The sequence below is a fragment of the Ruoffia sp. FAM 24228 genome (assembly GCF_045528575.1).
Lineage (GTDB): Bacteria > Bacillota > Bacilli > Lactobacillales > Aerococcaceae > Ruoffia > Ruoffia halotolerans.
This window is the reverse complement of the sequence record NZ_JBGQQZ010000009.1, coordinates 1-17,089: the sequence shown is the minus strand read 5'-3', so window position 1 is coordinate 17,089 and position 17,089 is coordinate 1. Positions and strand designations below refer to the sequence as shown.

The following is a 17,089-nucleotide window of genomic DNA, read 5'->3' as shown; positions in this document are numbered from 1 at the left end:
GACCCTCTGCTCCAGTTTTAACAAAATGTACTGAGATTAGTAGCAACTTGCCGGATTTATTGTCATAGTTATATTACAAAGCAATGTAAAATATAAAGAGTAGGTGGATATATGAGGTTAGGATTAGTGACAGCGATACTGGAATATATGAATTTTGAAGGGGTGATAGTTTTACCTTGGCAAATAGCTTAGGTAGTATTGAATCGGTTCATTGTTTCCAAGAAGGCGCGTGCTGTTATGCAGATATTTTAGATACTGATATGGCGAATTTAATATTGTAGAAACGTTGCAAATTTGATTTGTGGCGTTTTTTTTATTGAGTTTTAAAGATTGCTAATATCATTATACAATCCGTCATTATTTAACTATTTTATTTCTCATTATCTTGATACAATGATAGCAATTGATATTATAATAAATTATAAGGGCGTGAGGGTATGGATATTAGTTATAAAAATGCAAAAGAATATAAAAGTAAAATCACTGACATTGAAAAGCTTTTAACTGAATCAGACGACTTATTTACTGATTATAATGTTCGCTCATTAGCAACCGATTTAAGAAATCAAGCTGTAAAAGATAAGGTGGATGTATTACCAGTTAATGTTATACTTTCATTATTTGAAACACATTCAAAAGAATTAAAAGTGGAAAATCAACCCTTCAATCAAAGAGCATTGTCAGTTATTTCAAAGATAATGCCCAATAATTACTCTGCTAATAATATATCATTAGCAAAGCAAAATTTATCAGACAAACTAGTATTGAATACCTTTCCTAAAATGATCGGAGCTGAAATATCAGAACAAAAACTCAAACTGCTGACAGTCTTATTCGTGTCAGATGCCATCAAAGTGAAAAAAATTAATATAGAAAAAGAGTATATGCCAATGATAGTAGAGTTAAAAAACTCACTCGATTATATTATTCAACATGATAAGAATGCATTTATGAAATTCTTCCAACGAGGATCAATTAAGAAAAAACTTAATGATTCGCGAGAGAATTTCATGGCAAATTTCTATAAAATTGAGACGCTCGAAAGAGAACTACAGCTTCTCGATAAAATATCAGTCAGTGAAATAGAGGTGCGCAACGACTTCAACTTAAATCCCTCAAAATACATGGAAAGAATCTTGGCGGTTATTGAATATGACACAAAGGAAGGAGATTTATTAAATAAACTTATTGCTGAAAAAGTTGCAGAGCTTGAATATCGAATGATGGAATTTGATGAGGAAGTCATTGAAAAACGCATTAGAGAAAGCTGGAATAAGACAAAAGAGATACAAATTCCTCATAAATTAGACTCCATGATGGTTGAAGTATTACAAGCTAATAGTGAGAAAGTGTTACCTATTAATGAACTGGATAGAATTGGTATCACAACAATTGGTGGTTTGAAAAAGGAATCTGATAAATTAAAGCAATTAAAAGATAATGTATCAGAGGAAGACTATGATGATTTAATAAATCAGTTAAATATTTTTGTAAAGACGATGGAAAAAGATTTTTACCCCCAATTGAGGTCAAATAATCTATCTGAGGAGGAAATCGAACTTCTAGGGCACCTCCACCACCGCCAACAATTGGGAAAATTTGAAAGAGATATTGTTAATAAAGCTAAAAATCCGTTAACCCAAGTGAAATCGATCTTAGAGATATTAGCTGAAAAAGATGCAAACGACTATAAACGACAATTTTATAACGATGATATTAAACATAATATCACTCAATACAAGGAAAATCTGTTTAACAGTTTAGAACAATTTATTGAACAATTTAGTGAAGTGCAAAACATTCCACTCGTACAGTTAACAACAAATGAAATCAGAAAAGATTTTGAGAAAAATAGTGCGAATTATTTTGCTATGTTAGATAGAGTTATTGGAGGAACTAAAACATATTCACCAAATGATCTGCCTTCTTTTATAGTTGAAAAAGTAAATCAGTACCCACTTAATACAGATAGTTTAAAAGTTACCTTAAGACCATATCAGGAATTTGGGACAAAGTATGCTTTGCAATATAAAAGTACTTTGCTAGGTGATGAGATGGGATTAGGAAAAACCATTCAAGGTATTGCGATGATTAATCATCTGTATTTAGATAATAATAAACATTCAATAGTTGTCTCACCCCTTAGTGTGTTGGCAAACTGGAAACGAGAAATTGAAAAATGGTCTGATTTACCAACCTATATATATCGAGGAGATTTGAGGAGAATTTCGCTGAATAAATGGCAAGAACAAGGTGGTATTTTACTAACAAACTTTGAACAAACTCACCATTTAGTAAATGATGACAAGTTGAAGCAATTAGACTTAATCATAGTGGATGAGGCTCATTACATAAAAAATGAAGCGACTAAGCGGGCCAAAAATGTCAATGCACTAGCTAAAAAATCAAAATATCATTTATATATGACAGGAACGCCTATTGAAAATCGTTTAGAAGAGATGAAGAAGTTGATTTCGTATCTCAAACCTAAATTAGTTAGACGCATCGATCGAGATTTTGCTGATTATGATCCTGAAAAGTTTAAACAACTTGTTTCTTATGTCTACTTAAGAAGAAAAAGAGATGAGGTTTTGAAAGAGCTACCTGAAATTGAAATGGTAGAACTATGGTCAAACTTCTCAGAAATAGAGCAGGAATATTATAATCACGCTGTGTCATTAGGACTTAGTGGATTAATGAAGATGAGGCGGGCTGGTTTTGCCGGTGATGAACCTAAACATTCAGAAAAGGTTAAACAATTAATGGATATTTGCTTGGAAGCGAAAGAAAATGGAGATAAAGTTTTAATATTCTCTTATTTTAAAATTGTTTTAAACAAATTACTGAATCTACTTGGAGAAGATGTAGTGGGTATGATTTCTGGAGATGTTTCTACCAACCAACGACAAGATATGATCGATGCATTTACTGAAGCTGAAGATGGGAAGATACTTTTAAGTCAAATAGAAGCTGGGGGAGTAGGATTAAATATTCAAGCAGCCAATATTGTTATTTTATGCGAACCACAATGGAAACCATCTACTGAGAACCAAGCGATAAGTAGAGTTTATCGAATGGGACAAACTAAAAATGTTATTGTATATCGTCTGCTGACTGAAGCAAGTATTGATGAAACAATGTTAGAAATACTTGTCGAGAAGTCTGATATATTTAACCAATATGCGCATGATTCGCTTGTGTCAGATGCTTTTGATCGACGTCAAGCACAAGATGCAACGGTTGTGTCTGAAGATTCGCTGAAGAAGAAAGTGTTTGAGATTGAAAGACAAAGAGTCGAGCAATTAGCCTAGTTAGTCTAAGAATTAGCCAAGTTAAAGTAATCTCTTCCACACCCTTCCCACTCTGTTGTTTAATCAACAGAGTGGGGTTTTTGTTGACTACATCAAATTCAAATAACAATTAGAATGATGTGCATAATAAAAAACAGCACAGAGATGGGGTTACTATATGAATATAAATAAGTTACAGTTTGGTTTAGATACATTTGGTGAAGAGGCGTTAGATAGTCCTACGGGGAAGCGTAGTAGCTTCGAAGAGTCATTGCGAACATTGTTGAAAAAGGTAAATTAGCGGAAGAAGTTGGGATTGATTTGATTGCTTTAGGAAACATCATCGTGAAGAATATTCTATCTCAAGTCCACAAATATTACTGGCTACTTTAGCAACCGTCACGGAGGAATTATCTTAGGAACGGGTGTATTCGTCCTGGATGATTAAAAATAACTAGATGCTAAGATTAAAACAACTAAACTGCTAGAGACTATGGAAAGTTACTGGTAGTTTTTTTATCTAGATTATTTGATTTCAAGGCTTGAGGGCGTCGCGACCCTTCGAAATGATCCGTTTTGTCAAACTTTAGCGTGGCACCCTCCTGCTACGCACCGAAATCTAGAAAGCAGACCGTGGCACCCACTCACGACGCTCCATTTTCTAATTTACAAATACATATAGGGAGTTATTTCGGATTGTAACGGAAGTAGTGACATGTGGCAATGGATGTATTATAACGGATTTTAATTTAGAGATTGATAGCATAAAAAAATATTATTCGTTTTAGAATTATTAATGAAACCTCTTACAATGAATTATATAAATTTATAGGTGATTATAAATTAACATAGTGAGTTAGGAGCCAAATACTAGCAAGCGCTATCATTTGTGTTATAATAAAAATATATATTATTCTAAGGAGGAATTATTTTATGGCATATCAAACAAAGTATCCCTTTACTAACGAGGTTTTGAAGACATACGAAAATATTTCGGATCAAGAGATTGAGAAACATCTAGAGAATGGTCACAGGTTATACAAACAATGGCGCAAAGAGGGGCAATTAGAAGATAGAAAAGCGGTCTTATATAAAGTAGCTGAAATTTTACGTCGTGATATCGATAAATACGCTGAGATTATGACAAAAGATATGGGTAAATTATTCGAAGAAGCTAAGGGTGAAGTCGAATTATCTGCTTCCATTGCAGAATACTATGCTGATAAGGCTGACGAATTCCTGAAACCAATTCCTTTTGAAACAGATACAGGAGACGCTTATGTCGTGCGCCAAGCAACAGGGGTGATTATGGCAGTGGAGCCATGGAACTTCCCTTACTACCAAATTATGCGCGTATTCGCACCAAACTATGTAGCAGGTAACCCAATGGTTCTTAAGCATGCTTCCATCTGTCCAGGATCTGCTCAAGCTTTTGAAGATTTAGTAAAAGAAGCTGGCGGGCAAGAAGGAGCCTACAAGAACTTATTCGCAGATTATGATCAAGTTGCTAAAGTGATTGCTGATCCGCGTGTTTCAGGTGTTTGTTTAACAGGTTCTGAACGTGGGGGAGCAACGATTGCTGAGATTGCTGGGCGTAACTTGAAGAAATCGACCTTAGAACTTGGTGGTAATGATGCATTTATCGTCTTGGATGATGCGAACTTAGATGGCCTAAAAGAATTACTACCAGGCTTACGTTTGAATAATGCCGGGCAAGTGTGTACTTCTTCTAAACGTTTCATCGTGACAGAGAAAAATTACGATGCATTCTTAAAGATATTAGTTGAAAGCTTCAAAGGAGCTAAATGGGGAGATCCAATGGATCCAGAAACAACCTTAGCCCCACTATCATCAGCAAAAGCGAAGGAAGAGGTCTTAGAAAAAATTCAATTAGCAGTTGATAATGGAGCAAAAGTGGTTTATGGTAACGAGCCGATTGACCATCCAGGTAACTTTGTAATGCAAACGATATTGACTGATATTACAAAAGACAACCCAATCTTTAATCAAGAAATCTTTGGTCCCGTGGCTATCGTTCATAAAGTTAAAGATGAAGATGAGGCGGTAGAGTTAGCCAACGATTCTAGTTATGGGCTTGGTGGTTCAGTTTATGGTGAGGATTTAGACCACGCTCGCAAAGTTGCCGAAAAAGTGGAGACAGGGATGTCCTTTATGAACTCTGGTTGGACCTCACTGCCAGAATTGCCATTCGGAGGCGTTAAAAACTCAGGTTATGGTCGTGAATTAAGTGAATTAGGCTTTACTGCTTTCTTAAATGAACATTTAATTTATACACCTAAACAATAAAATACCTTATAATATAATGGATAGGACTTGTAAACCAGGTCCTATCCCTACTTTTAATCAAGTACTATTTAGAGAGACATCAGTAGAATAATAGGCATACCAAATAATTCTTCAAAAGACTACTTTTTGTAGAAATTTGGCACAATTTAATTAATCATATCGTTTCCCATGTCGTACTAAATAGTGAATAGATCTTAGAAATCAGTCCTTACATCCAATCAGAACGACCTTATGCTTTTTAGTGTGAGGTTGTTTTTTTGGTTTTATATTTTTTAGTGTTGGTGAGAAATCACCCGCACTATTTTTGTATACACAAAAAGCCAGTGATTTCCGCTATGATGTAAGTACGACCAAACACATAAGTAAGGAAATCAACATGGCTTACTTACATTCTACCGCCATCGGCTCAATCGACGTCCCTGGATGTGAAGGTGACCCATCGAAAAGTCCTCACGGTGACGGGGATCTCGATCATCTGCCTCAAGCCTGTTCTCATTGTGGCTGTCTAAATCAAAGTAGTCACGATATCATTCGAAACGGTACGATGAATTCCGTTGTTTTATTGGGACAATACAACTTTCAACCTGTCTATTTAAAGTTAAAGAAACAACGCTATTTGTGTAAACATTGCCGTCGGACCACAGTGGCCGTCACTCCCTTAACTCGTCGGCATTGTTTTATTTCTAATGCGGTGAAGTATGTCATCCTTGAAGAATTAGCTCAGATGCAGTCCATGACCTTCATCGCCCAACACCTGAATGTTTCAACTACAACGGTCATCCGTCAATTAAAAACCTATGGGGACAACCTAAATCCTAAATCCAGTTGCTTACCGTCCCACTTGACGATCGATGAATTTAAATCGGTTAAAAATGTTCCTGGGGCAATGTCGTGTCTGTTAATGAATAACGCGACACATCAAATGGTGGAGATCCTTGAAGGCCGAACTCAACTGTATTTAAGGGCTTATTTCTTACGGCTCTCACTGGAAGAACGGCGGCAGGTAAAAACCATCACCATGGATAGGTATTCCCACACAAGGTGAGAACAGCGTTTCGAACCTTAACTTCCTACGCGTTAGATATTAAAAACAGCTTAACTTATACACTCTCGAATAGCGTTGTGGAAGGCACCGTAAATAAAATCTAGATAATCAAACGATCTGACTAAGGTTATCGCAATTACGGTCACTTAAGGTGTCGTATTTTAATCTCAACCCAACTTCAACAACTTAATGCTGAATCTGTACGCCCATTGTATTTTTGTGACGAAGGGGCTCTATAAAAGAATATCCTCCAATCCAACAGATCGCGAAATAACTTACATCAAAAAATAAGACGATAGAACTAAATCTATCGCCTTAAATATTCACCAACACTATTTGACAAAGAACCAAAGTAAGACTAAAATCTAACCTTTGGGGGTATCATTATATCAAAATTTAATCTACTAACAAAATCGCCTACACTCTCTAAACCCTACTCACTATAATACTTCTGCAATCTCTCAATCGCTATTGCAGTTTTAGCGCGGGTATTGAAGGCGGTCAGTCTAAAGTATCCTTCACCGCTTGGTCCAAATCCTACCCCTGGGGTTCCCACTACTTGAACTTTTTCCAATAACTGATCGAAGAATTCCCAGGATGAGACACCAACTGGCGTTTTAAGCCAAATATAAGGTGCATTGTCGCCACCATAAACGGTTGCACCTACTTCTTTCAAACCTTCCTTGATCATTCGAGCATTTTCCATATAATAGCTAATATTTTCCTCGATTTGTGTCCTGGCAGGTTCTTGGTAACAAGCCCAACCGGCTCTTTGGATGATGTAAGGGACGCCATTGAATTTGGTCGAATGACGGCGGTGCCACATTTGGTTCAAATTCATATTTTGGAAAGTCAGTGCTTTTGGAACGACGGAGTATCCCAAACGTAAGCCAGTAAAACCGGCTTTCTTAGAGAAACTACGGACCTCAATCGCACAACGCTCGGCACCTTCACATTCATAGATGGAATGAGGAATACCGTCTTCTTGAATATAAGCTTCATAAGCTGCATCGAAGAGGATTAAACTTTCATTTTCTAAGGCAAAATCGACCCATTGTTGCAGTTCATCTTTCGTTAGAGTCATCCCAGTCGGGTTATTGGGGTAGCATAAGTAAATGACATCAACTTTCTCAGTAGGGAGGGCAGGTCGGAAGTGATTTTCCGCATGACTTTCTAAATAGACAAGCTCACTCCATTGACCAAGCTCTTCATTCCATTCGCCCAAGCGACCTGTGAGTACATTGCTGTCGATGTAGACAGGGTAGATAGGGTCTCCCATGGCGATGACGCTATCGAGTGCGAATAATTCTTGCAAGTTGGCGATATCACTTTTGGCGCCGTCTGATACAAAGACTTCACTGCTATCCATTGACAGGCCAACTTCTTGATAATCATGTTGGGCTATTGCCTCTCTCAGAAAGTCATAACCGCCTTCAGGGCCATATCCACGAAAAGTATCAGTAGAAGCTTGTTCATCCACCGCTTGATGGAGGGCTTGAATGATTCCTGGAACAAGGGGTTGGGTCACATCCCCGATGCCTAAACGAATAATCTCTTTGTCAGGGTTTAGTTGAGTGTAAGTGTCAATTTTTTGAGCAATGGTTGAGAATAAGTAACTGTCAGAAATTCTTGAATAATTATGATTTGCTTGCATGATAAATCCTCCTAATGTACTTGTGGAAAGTAGTGACCAGTGAATGAAGTGCGGGCAGGGCCTTCCATATAAACATGCCCTGTGTCGCTCCGATCCCATGTGATTGTGAGTGTTCCCCCTAAGAGGTTCACCTTAACCGTCTCTTCAGTAAGGCCATTCAACACCCCGGCGACCGCAACCGCACAGGCGCCGGTTCCGCAAGCCAAAGTCTCGCCACTCCCACGTTCCCACACGCGCATGCTAATTTCTTGCCGGTTGTGAACGTGGGCAAATTCGGTATTGATTTGTTCAGGAAAGCGCGTGTCATATTCAAAGCGAGGTCCAAGTGCTTGTAAGTCCAAGTCTTTGATATTTTCTTGAAAGATAACGAGATGAGGGTTCCCCATCGATACACCAGTCACTGGATAAGCTTGTCCGGCGATTGTAATGGCCTGATTAATCCATTGGTCTTCCTCTGCCGTAATTGGAATCAAGGCCGTGTCGATAATTGCTTGGCCCATATTGACCCGAGCTCCTGTGACTTCACCTTGATCATTGAAAATGAGCTGGACGGTTTTGACGCCACTTAGTGTCTCAATCTCAATCGATTCTTGATCCCAAAGGCCATTATCGTAGATAAATTTGGCTAAACAACGGATGCCATTGCCGCACATCCGACCTTCGCTGCCATCTAGGTTGAACATCCGCATCTGGAAATCTGCCTTATTAGATGGGCGAAGCACGATGAGACCATCACTACCAATGCCAAAGTGTCGTTCACTTACTTGAATTGCTAATTCTGCTAGATCTTCAATCTCTTCCTTTAAGTCATTAATATAAACATAGTCATTGCCAATTCCTTCCATTTTTGTAAAGGGAATGGCCTTTTTATTTGTTAATTTTGTCATAACACTCTCTCCTTAATTTAGTGAATAAAAAATAGGACCACGAACAAAAGTCCATGATCCTTCCAGTAGAAGAGTGGTATACTTTTGCCCGGTAATTGCTTGCACAATCAGCTTAACTGGCAGTTAAGTTGAACAGTTAGCCACCTATTATGATGACTAACCAACGATAATTCGTTTCGGCGATATCCCCCCAGACCCATAAGTCCTCATGTCAACCGCGCCTCGCACAAAACCTTTTTTATAGAGTAACATTGATACTAATTGACGTCAACTAATTACTAATCATGTTTTAATAATTAGTAAAATATTGTTCAATTTCCCATGGTGAGACATATTTGGCATATTCCTCGTACTCTTTTGTTTTGGCTTTAATAAAGCTAGTAGAGATATGCGGCCCTAAAGCATCCAAGATTGGGTCTGAAGCTTTCAATTCATGTATGGCTTCTTGTAATGAACCCGGCAAGCTTGTAATCCCTTGGTCAAGACGCTCGCGAGCGGTCATGCTGTAGATGTTGCAATCAACCGGAGCCGGTGCTTCGAGTTCTTCTCTAATACCTTTTAATCCAGCGCTAAGAATCGTCGCTAGAGCAAGATAAGGATTGGCCGATGGATCGACACTCCTTAATTCAACACGGGTTGAGTTGCCACGAGCTGCTGGAATACGAATTAATGGGGAGCGATTTTTCTCGCTCCAAGCCACATAGACTGGGGCCTCGTAGCCAGGGACCAGTCGTTTATAGGAGTTCACGGTTGGGTTGCAGACGGCAGTAAAGGCCGGTGCGTATTCCATCAGACCTGCAATAAAATGCTTGGCTGTCTTAGATAAGCCAGACCGCGTACTTTCATCGTAGAAAGAATTACCACTTTCAGTAAAGAGTGACATATTAAAGTGCATACCAGAACCATTGATGCCAAAAAGCGGTTTCGGCATAAACGTAGCATGAAGATGATGGCGTCGAGCTACGGTCTTAACAATGAGCTTGAAAGTTTGAATATTATCGCAAGCCGTCACCGCATCAGCGTATTTCCAGTCGATCTCATGTTGCCCATCGGCCACTTCGTGATGACTCGCTTCAATCTCGAAGCCAAGAGCTTCTAGTTCTAGAACAATATCACGGCGACAGTTCTCCGCCAAATCTGTCGGCGCTAAGTCAAAGTAACCACCGTGATCATTCAATGTCATCGTTGGATTCCCTTCTTCATCTAACTTGAATAAGAAAAACTCTGCTTCGGGGCCTAAGTAAAAGTCAGAGAAGCCGAGTTCTTCCATCTCTTCCAGAACACGTTTCAAGTTGCTTCTAGGGTCCCCTGAGAATAGCTCACGAGATGATGTCTCAACGTCACAGATCAGACGGGCAATGCGCTTGGTATCATCGCTTGCAATATTCCAATCAAAAATCAGCCAAGTTTGTAAGTCAGGTACCAAGTACATATCACTCTCTTCGATTCGTACAAAGCCTTCTATTGATGAACCATCAAAGGTCATATTGTTGTCTAAAGCTTTACTTAATTGAGACAGAGGAATTTCTACGTTTTTTATCGTGCCTAAGATGTCGGTAAACATTAAGCGGATAAATTTTACATTATTTTCTTTCGCATCTGCCATAATTCGTTCTTTTGTCCAAGTCGTCGTCATATAAAACCCTCCAATAAAATATTAATAATATTATTTAGTATTGTTAGATTATATCCATAAAAAATACACAAAACAAGTCAGTTATGACAGATGGTGTTATAAAATATAACGCGAAAAAAGGCTGTTTTGATAATGTTAACCAAAATTAGGATAACATCGTTATATAATATAACAAAAAACAAAGGTGTATTTAATTGAGAAAATTAATTTATAAATCGCATAAAACTAATCATTAATTGCCTCAACTAATTACAAGTATAAGGATTGAAAATAATAAAATTAAGGAGAAAAAAAGTTTTTTTGTTAAAAGGATATAAAATTGTCAGAAGATGGGGGTAAGGTATGGATTAGCTTATGCAGACTAGATTGGTAAGTCGATATTTATAAGGTGGTTGAAGAAGATTTTGGGATATTGGATGATGCGCAATGAAGATATTTAGTTTTTTGTTAATATGTAATTAACGTGTACCTTGGTTATCAGATTAAAGGAGTGCTTATTATGAGTAGGAGTGCACGTAAATATCCTAGAAATAAATCCAATTGTAGAAAATGAAGACAGTTTTAAATCTTCGCTTACACCGGAGATTTACTGGAGTTGAATTTGGTGCACTCGTTTTATCTAAAGTTGAGTATAAGAGAGTGAATGCTTCTTATAAAATTAGTGATACTTCTCTAACCTTTTTCATTGGCGTATTGTATTCAACCAACTATTCTTGTAATAAAAGGTCTTGTCCACTTATACAATGGAGCTAGATGAAAAAGGTGAGGTCATCTTTCGAGAAGTAGGAACCTGTATTTTAAGGTACATCACAAGGTAAGTATTAAATGTTTTGATCGCTCGCCGTCGAAAACTTCGAAGATTCGATATTCTAAAGGAACACAAGAATATGAGCGGTCTATTGCTTGGCCTAAAGATTCTTTGTGGAATTAAGTCGAAGTGAGAAGAGAGCAGATTTATAGTGCCTAAAAGGTGATTAAATTATATGAAGAGTTTATGATATGCTCCCTCTAAAGTAGACACTTAAAAAAGTAAACTACTTTAGGGGGATTTTTTATGTACTCAAATATGAAGTATACAGTGGCTGAACTGGAATTTTATATTCTTCAATATTTAGAGGGTATGACTTTTCCTATGTTGAAGAATTTAGGACTACAGTATGAGAATACATACTTTTTATTTGAAGTGAGGCTCTATCAACAACATGGCATTGATAGCCTCCAACCACCGAATGAGAATCAACACTATTCATCGGAATTTAGAGAACAAGTGGCACAAGAACACCTGGTCGATAAGATATCCATCAATGAACTGGCAATTAAATATAATGTTCCATCTCAGAAAACGATTCGTAGCTGGATTTTTAGGTATACTAATGGTGGGGAGTCTCAATCCTACAATTCAAAGCCAGAGGTGTATCTGTGAAAGGAAAAGAAACGACTTACGAAGAAAAAGCCTAAAAAGTAATCTGGCTGTGCCAAGCATTAAAAGTGAGCCAATCGATCTTTTATAAATAGTTAAAACGTCAACCATCACATATAGAATTGCTCTTAAAAAAATTAATGGTATTCATTCAAGAAGCACATGAAACATGTAATGGAATTTATGGCTATCGTCGTAGGACTATTTATTTAAATCACTTCCAACAAGCCGCCGTTAATCATAAGTGTGTCTAGCACTTAATGAAATGGATGGGCATCCAAACCTATATAAAGAAAAGACGAATCTAAAGATTCGCCTTAACCATTTTTATTATTTACTTGTCTACTTGACAGGGGGCAGTTCATATTGAGTTTGGTTGGGGGCTTTGATAATCTAAGTTGCTGTCCAGGTCATTAGCCATTCTTTCTCGTGAGTTTCTTCATCTAAGCACTCCTCAATAAATTGAAAACCATGCCTTTTATAAAATTGTATCGCCTGCGAATTGCGTGAATAAACAGAAAGTGTCAAAGATTTGTGTTGGCTTTTTAAATAAGTCAACAACAGGCTTCCTATGCCTTTGTGGCGACTCTCCTTCTCAATAGAAATACCCGCAATATAGTCTCCCGTCATACCAATAAAGCCTAACAGTCGGTTGTCTTCTTGATAAAGCACCATATTCGCCTCATGAAAAGCTGAAAGCACATCATCATAATGACTGGTCCAATAGGCTGGGTCAACAAAATCATGCACTTCCAAATTCACAATTAACCACAAATCAGCGACAGCCTTTATTACATCAGGATCCTTGTCTACTAAATTTATAAGCATCGGGTGACCTCCTTTAAATGACTAATAAGAAAAAGTCTAACAGAATACGCAAAGAGTCGCAATTGATAATCAAAGAAGGATGAGAAAAAGATAGAGCCTATGCTACAATAGCCATAAGTAAAAAGAAGGGTGCGAGATGATGCGAATTAAACGACCAGTAATACAAGCGGATATAGAAGAAAAAGAGTTAAAAGACTTATACCAACCCCACGATTATATCTTAGAACTAGATGGCTATGATTTGAATGAACCTGACTTTACAACCGTTCAGGTGGAACAAGTGCGATTATATAATTGCGTCATTCGTGACGGTATATTCAACGATATGGATTTAAGTGATGCAGATCTGACTGATGTGCGCTTTATCGGCTGTGACTTCTCGAATGTAAATCTAAGCCAAGCATCCATTCACCGAGTAGAGTTTGAAAATTGTAAGTTACTCGGAACTCAGTTCTCTGAAACCATGTTAGGTGACACACTATTCCAAGAGGCAATCTTAAACTTATCTACATTCGCGGATTCAAAGTTAGTGCGAGTCTACTTTCAAGAGTCGTCACTTCAAGAAGCAGCCTTCTTTGAATGTAAACTAAAGCAAGTCAACTTTGAAGAGTGTGAACTCAATGACATTACCTTTGATCATACACCTTTAAAAGGCATCAACCTTAGCACATCAAACTTTGACTCAATCCGAGTCGCCATCGAAGACTTGAAAGGCTGCCAAGTGTCCAGAGAACAAGCCTTAGGCTTGGTTGGGTTGATGGGGGTAGAAGTGGTGTAGGGGAAAGTATTATCCATGAAATTATTTTAGTAAAAGTGCCACTAATTTGAGATTCTATATTTTATTGGTGGCTTTTTATATGGATTTATAAATAACTATGTGTTGTACCTTATATATTAATATTACGTAAATTTCAAGTTTAAGTTAGCCACTTTTCTTTGAATTATTTACTAGCTCTATTTTATACTTTGAACAAAACGGTGTTGAATTACAAGCAAAAGTAGACTCTAGAATCAAGTACCATATAGGTGATACGTTGGAACTTGCTTTTGATATGAATAAAGTACATTTCTTTGATAAAGAATCAGGAGATGTTATAAAATAAAAAAATATTAAACGAGTATAGATGACTGTAAATAGCTCAGCTTCTATACTCGTTTAATTGGTCTAAATACAATATTTTTTCTCATGAAAAGAAGGACATAAGGATTTGTTAGGCTATAGAAAATTATTTTCTTAGAATATCGAAATTATTCAATGTTTCTGTAAGATCTATTGTCTTGTTATGAACACTTGCCTTTTCTTCATCCCCTAGAATGTAGATGTTAAATCGTCCATCAGGAAATTTCTTAGCCTTTTCAGCAATTTCAGAGAATAATATTTTATCTATAATTGAGTAAATTGTTTTTTCTGTTCCTGTTGAGTATTCGAGTATTACGAAATCAATATAATTTTCAATACCTGAATTAAAGGTATACCAAGCATTATGCGAGCTTTCGGAATAATACTTGCTTTGCTTGAATAGCACAGTGTATTCGACTAAGGCATTTTTTATAATGCTAACTTGAGTGCCATTTTTACTTGTTGTACTAACAGTAAAACCTAGTGATTCTAATAATTGTCTTTTACCTAACTTAGTTTTAGGAACATTTTTTTCTAATAAATAATTTTCTAATTCTTCATTAATTTCAAAAGACTTTTGATTAAGTTGTTTTATTTCAGCATTAATTTGTTCTTGCTGATTTAACAGTTCTTGAATTTTCAATATATCCATAATAATACCTTCTTTATTTCGTTTTATTAATGATCTCATAGTTTAATATCGCGATCAATAATTATATTCAAAGAAATGCCACCAATAAAACAAGGCGCTCTACAAATTTGTAGAGCGCCTAACTTCGTTTGCGTTTATTAAGAATTATAGTATATTAATTTCTAAACCAAAGTCGGATAAACTTTGGGATTCCTTGTCATCTTGAGGAAGAATATGGGTGTTTATGTAATCCATCTGTTTAAAAATACCACAGAGGACATTAACTACAATGCTGTTTCCAGCTAGCTTTAATAACTTAGCTTGCGTTAGAAAAGCTTTTTTTACGTCTTCAGAAGGGTTCTTAATTGTTAGATTATCGAAACTTTCCTCCGTGAATCCCATAAGCAAAAAGGCTTCTCTAGGTGTTAGGTTTCGATATCTGGTTCCTTCAACTAAAGGGTTCTTGTCATAAGCGATAATACCAGAATTGGGATTACGATCTTGCTTTGTAGTAATAGTACGAGCAATCAAAGAGTTATCTGCTTGACTATCGGTTGCTAATTTTAAGTTGTTATTAAATATTTTTTCTCGAGAAGCTGTAAAATTCGGTGTAGCATGAATTGCTTCCTCAAGATAATGCTTTACTGAATAATCTAATCTTAAGTAATCACTGATTGGATTGATACTTTCTGCGGAGAGTTTGATATGCTCAAGATTATTTGATAGGAAATAGTTCATAACCTCTTGTTCAATCTCTAGATCATCCCCAACAAATACGCTAATCATATATGTTCGTTTTCTTGATTGAGGTACACCGAAATTGGTTGCACTTAAATCATAAATTTGATTAACATATCCCAAATCTTCTAAAAAATTAGTCCATACTCTAAAGTTTTCAATGTGAGCTTTAGATCTAATTGCTGTAACATTCTCCATGAGTAAGAATTTAGGGAATGGTTTATTTTGTTCCTTAAATTCAATTAATAGTCGTTCAATTTCCCATAAAAGACTTGAGCGGTTTCCAGAATCCCGATCTAATCCACTTGAATTATTCCACCATCGAGCGCTAACTGATAAGTCTTGGCAAGGAAAACTATAAGTTAAGATATCAATATCATCGTCCAAATCATCTGCAGAAACTGAAGTAATATCCACAAGATTATTATTGTTTATTAATGAATGATAGATTGCTTTTAGTTGCCCAACAGTTAAAGCAGATAAAGCTTTTTCAGTCATGGGTTCTTTACCGTTAGAACTTAAATTATATTGAGCCAATTCCTTCAATAAAGATCCTTTATTATGATGACGATAAAGACTTAAATCCTGAGGACCATTATGCAAGATATCATATGCATAAATCGCGCTTAGTTCCCATTCAACGGTAGCAGAAACTTTGAATGGGATTTTAGCGCGCTTAAGTGCTTCGGATTGTGCGCCCACCCCACTAAACGTTTCAACTATATTAAGCACAATTATCAAATCCTTCCTAAACTCGATTACTGAAATCAAAAAGGAATTCAGTATCATTAATTTTATAAATTTTCACGAAATCTTTATTATACCTGAATAATTCATACCTCTATAATTTAAGCTGGTTTCTTGAATAAATTAATCGTTCTTGGAAAAATTGGAAATTTTTCTACAAAATAGTGCGTTCTCGAAGTAGATTTTAACTAAATGAACCTTCTTACGATTCTCTTGTTTGTTTGAAGGCATACTTCTCCCTTGTAGACGATTGATTCAAAAAATTAACGTGATGACTGATTTAAATCCATTGACTGGATCGCCGTAGGCGCTCGAAGACCCTATAGAATTCAGTTTGATACACATGATAACTCGACAATTTTAGATAGGCTCGTCTGCCTGTTTGCACAAGTTTGCCAGCGACTTTAAGGAATGTTAGTCGGATGGAATGAATAGTCATCCCTTGGTTCTTTTTATCAAAGCCGATAGTCTTTAGACAGTTGATGAGGTTGTATGCAAGCAGACTAATCATCATTCTGACATGATTTTCTAAGAAGCGTGGACTATCTGTTTTATCGAAATAAAAGCCACCTTTCGCTTCTTTGATGAAATTCTCCATTGTCCCTCGCTTGCCGTAAAGAGAGAATATGACTTCAGGTGAGACATTATCGGATAGATTAGTCACAATGAATGCGTGTTGAAAGAGGAGTTCTCCTGCTTCACGGATTGATCGAATACAGACACGACGGGGTTTCGACCATGATTGTGCTTGATAAGGCATTGAAAAATACTGAACTTCCCGATCTT

The 17,089-nt window shown here is 36.7% G+C and carries 14 protein-coding genes; 7 read left to right on the top strand and 7 right to left on the bottom strand.

Translation table 11 applies throughout. From position 1 onward, the window contains the following. The first annotated feature begins 437 nt into the window (after nt 1–437). From ACEN33_RS02640 to ACEN33_RS02625, 4 genes are all read left to right on the top strand, one after another. Complete coding sequence (locus tag ACEN33_RS02640; protein WP_407094497.1) at nt 438–3,311, top strand: SNF2-related protein; 2,874 nt, start codon at nt 438–440, stop codon at nt 3,309–3,311. 157 nt (nt 3,312–3,468) lie between these two features. Then, on the top strand, nt 3,469–3,591 hold the full coding sequence (locus tag ACEN33_RS02635; protein WP_407094496.1) for a hypothetical protein: 123 nt from the start codon (nt 3,469–3,471) through the stop codon (nt 3,589–3,591). A 632-nt stretch (nt 3,592–4,223) separates the two neighbouring features. Further along, nucleotides 4,224–5,597 (top strand): NAD-dependent succinate-semialdehyde dehydrogenase, encoded by a 1,374-nt coding sequence (locus ACEN33_RS02630; protein ID WP_407093526.1) that lies wholly within the window; start codon nt 4,224–4,226, stop codon nt 5,595–5,597. 376 nt (nt 5,598–5,973) lie between these two features. Then, complete coding sequence (locus ACEN33_RS02625) at nt 5,974–6,642, top strand: helix-turn-helix domain-containing protein (protein WP_407094495.1); 669 nt, start codon at nt 5,974–5,976, stop codon at nt 6,640–6,642. A gap of 433 nt (nt 6,643–7,075) precedes the next feature. Here the strand turns inward: ACEN33_RS02625 and ACEN33_RS02620 are convergent, their stop codons facing one another. The 3 genes from ACEN33_RS02620 to glnA all read right to left on the bottom strand — a co-directional run bounded on the left by ACEN33_RS02620 (nt 7,076) and on the right by glnA (nt 10,819). Continuing rightward, complete coding sequence (locus ACEN33_RS02620) at nt 7,076–8,296, bottom strand: LL-diaminopimelate aminotransferase (RefSeq protein WP_407094494.1); 1,221 nt, start codon at nt 8,294–8,296, stop codon at nt 7,076–7,078. 11 nt (nt 8,297–8,307) lie between these two features. Continuing rightward, nucleotides 8,308–9,183 carry a diaminopimelate epimerase gene (dapF, locus tag ACEN33_RS02615; RefSeq protein ID WP_407094493.1) on the bottom strand — a complete coding sequence of 292 codons (876 nt, stop codon included), beginning with the start codon at nt 9,181–9,183 and terminating at the stop codon, nt 8,308–8,310. Nucleotides 9,184–9,472: 289 nt separating this feature from the next. Then, nucleotides 9,473–10,819, bottom strand: a complete 1,347-nt coding sequence (gene glnA / locus ACEN33_RS02610) for a type I glutamate--ammonia ligase (protein WP_407094491.1) — start codon at nt 10,817–10,819, stop codon at nt 9,473–9,475. Between the two features lie 1,054 nt (nt 10,820–11,873). Here glnA and ACEN33_RS02605 point away from each other — a divergent pair. Next, nucleotides 11,874–12,242: a transposase gene (locus ACEN33_RS02605; protein WP_407094490.1), complete on the top strand. Its 369-nt coding sequence runs from the start codon at nt 11,874–11,876 to the stop codon at nt 12,240–12,242. A gap of 137 nt (nt 12,243–12,379) precedes the next feature. Beyond that, entirely contained in the window at nt 12,380–12,493 is a 114-nt protein-coding gene (locus tag ACEN33_RS02600; RefSeq protein ID WP_407094510.1) for an IS3 family transposase, read from the top strand. A 139-nt stretch (nt 12,494–12,632) separates the two neighbouring features. Here the strand turns inward: ACEN33_RS02600 and ACEN33_RS02595 are convergent, their stop codons facing one another. Continuing rightward, nucleotides 12,633–13,067 carry a GNAT family N-acetyltransferase gene (locus tag ACEN33_RS02595; protein WP_407093519.1) on the bottom strand — a complete coding sequence of 145 codons (435 nt, stop codon included), beginning with the start codon at nt 13,065–13,067 and terminating at the stop codon, nt 12,633–12,635. 136 nt (nt 13,068–13,203) lie between these two features. On the opposite strand from ACEN33_RS02595, the gene ACEN33_RS02590 reads away from it, so the two are divergent. Then, nucleotides 13,204–13,845 (top strand): pentapeptide repeat-containing protein, encoded by a 642-nt coding sequence (locus ACEN33_RS02590; RefSeq protein ID WP_407093518.1) that lies wholly within the window; start codon nt 13,204–13,206, stop codon nt 13,843–13,845. 448 nt (nt 13,846–14,293) lie between these two features. Here the strand turns inward: ACEN33_RS02590 and ACEN33_RS02585 are convergent, their stop codons facing one another. The 3 genes from ACEN33_RS02585 to ACEN33_RS02575 all read right to left on the bottom strand — a co-directional run. Further along, nucleotides 14,294–14,839, bottom strand: coding sequence for a hypothetical protein (locus ACEN33_RS02585; protein WP_407094489.1), 546 nt, complete (start codon nt 14,837–14,839; stop codon nt 14,294–14,296). 144 nt (nt 14,840–14,983) lie between these two features. Continuing rightward, nucleotides 14,984–16,288, bottom strand: a complete 1,305-nt coding sequence (gene dcm, locus ACEN33_RS02580; RefSeq protein WP_407094488.1) for a DNA (cytosine-5-)-methyltransferase — start codon at nt 16,286–16,288, stop codon at nt 14,984–14,986. A 295-nt stretch (nt 16,289–16,583) separates the two neighbouring features. Continuing rightward, a partial coding sequence (locus tag ACEN33_RS02575; RefSeq protein WP_407094487.1) for a transposase occupies nt 16,584–17,089 on the bottom strand: 506 nt, incomplete at its 5' end.